This is a genomic window from Variovorax sp. KBW07 (assembly GCF_003852515.1).
GTDB lineage: Bacteria > Pseudomonadota > Gammaproteobacteria > Burkholderiales > Burkholderiaceae_C > Variovorax.
Map to the genome: position 1 here is coordinate 1 of NZ_QAJK01000254.1, position 1854 is coordinate 1854.

At 66.3% G+C, this 1854-nt stretch carries 3 protein-coding genes; all 3 read left to right on the forward strand.

Annotated features, from left to right (window positions below; translation table 11 throughout):
- Nucleotides 1-64: 64 nt before the first annotated feature.
- Nucleotides 65-769, forward strand: coding sequence for a phospholipase D-like domain-containing protein (locus DBV14_RS32925; RefSeq protein ID WP_124466406.1), 705 nt, complete (start codon nucleotides 65-67; stop codon nucleotides 767-769).
- On the forward strand, nucleotides 766-1545 hold the full coding sequence (locus tag DBV14_RS32930) for a hypothetical protein (RefSeq protein ID WP_124466409.1): 780 nt from the start codon (nucleotides 766-768) through the stop codon (nucleotides 1543-1545). Before DBV14_RS32925 ends, DBV14_RS32930 begins: the two co-directional genes overlap by 4 nt.
- Nucleotides 1546-1680: 135 nt before the next feature.
- Nucleotides 1681-1854, forward strand: a 174-nt coding sequence (locus DBV14_RS34120; RefSeq protein WP_260397318.1) for a CoA transferase, incomplete at its 3' end; no start/stop codon positions are given.

The following is a 1854-nucleotide window of genomic DNA, read 5'->3' on the forward strand; positions in this document are numbered from 1 at the left end:
GAATGCACCCGCACCCGCACCAGCCCCCCACAGCAGCACCAAGAAGAAGCAAAGGAGAACTGACATGTCCGCACTCCCCGAACTGCTGGCCCAGTTGGATGCCACCATGGCCGACGCCCGCCTGAGCGACGACGAGCGCCGCGTGCTGGTTCATACCCTGCGCGAAGCCTCGCCCCCCGAAGACGGCCTTCGCCAACTGCGCAACCGGGCCTTCGACCTCGTGCGCGCCCGCACCGCCGACCCCGAACAGCTTGGCTTGCTCAAATGGCTCGAAGGCGTGGTTCGCTCCATCGACACCGGGCGTTCGCCGGACAGCGGCGTTGCCGTCCAATCGCAGGCCTTCTTCAGCCCCGGCACCGCGTGCCTGCAGGCCATTGTTCATCAGCTGAAGACCGTTCGGCGCTCGGTGGACCTGTGCGTCTTCACGCTGTCCGACGACCGCATCACCGCCGAAATCCTGGCGGCCCACCGGCGCGGCGTGGCCATGCGCTTCATTTCCGACAACGACAAGGAATTCGACCGTGGCAGCGACGTCGGCCAGTTGCGCGCGGCCGGCATTCCCGTGGTGGTGGATCGCACCGATGCGCACATGCATCACAAGTTCGCCATCTTCGATGGCGCGCGGTTGCTCAACGGCAGCTACAACTGGACGCGCAGCGCCTGCGAATACAACGAAGAGAACGTGGTGCTGAGCAACGATCCTTCGCTCGTGCGCCGCTTCGCGGACGAATTCGACACCTTGTGGAAAGAGCTTCAGGCCTCGCGATGACCCGACGAATCGACTACGACTGGGAGCTGCCTCCCGAGATGCGGCAGCGGCTGGGCGCTGCCAGCTACGGCGCGCAGCGCATCATCCACGAGCAGGGCCACCTGATGGTGATCCTGCACGAGCCGCCCACCGGCACCGGGGCGGAACGCAAGCCCACGGTGTTCCTGCGCAAGCCGGACGGGGGCTGGTTCCACAAGGGAAACAACCCCGGCGAACGGGCGTTTGCCAAGCTGCTCGAAAGCTATCGCGCGGCGCTGGGCACTTTCGAGATCCGCCATCAGGCGGCAGAGACGGCGGAAGAACTTTTCCAGATTCTCGGCCCGCTGATTCCGCTGACGCGCGCTGCGATGAACATGCAGGCGACCCTGCAGAGCGCGCGTGACGCGGTCAAGGAAGACCTGATGCTGATCGACCTGCGCGACCTTGCGGTCGAGATCACGCGCGGCTACGAACTGCTGCTGGCCGACACGCGCATGTCGCTGGACTACCGGCTCGCGCACGCGGCCGAGGCGCAGGCGCGCGCGGGCATGGAAGTCAGCCGCGCGCAGCACAAGCTCAACACCATCGCGGCGCTGACCTTTCCCCTGATGGCGATCGGCGCGGCCTTCGGCATGAACATGCACAGCGGCGTCGAGAACCTGCCGAGCTGGGTGTACTGGGTCATCTTCGCGGCCGGGCTCTCGATGGGCGTGATGCTGCGGGGCTGGGTCAAGGCGCCTGCGGCTCCCCCGGTGATCGCTGCCAGGCCTGCATCGGCCACGCTGAAGAAGAAGTAGCAGCAACAGCAACAGGTGGTCGGGCAGCCAGCCCGGCCTTCGCGTTTCGCGAAGCCCTGCTGCCGTCTGAGCAATTCCGTCCGTCGCGATCTGTTTCTAGAGTTGGGGCAACCCAACCTGGAGACAGACGCAGACATGAACGCACTCGAAGGCCTGAAGGTGCTGGAGCTCGGCCAGCTCATCGCCGGCCCGTTCGCCGGCAAGACACTCGCGGAGTTCGGCGCCGACGTGATCAAGGTCGAGCCGGCCGGCGTCGGCGATCCGCTGCGCAAATGGCGGCTGCTGCGCGACGGCACCTCGGTCTGGTGG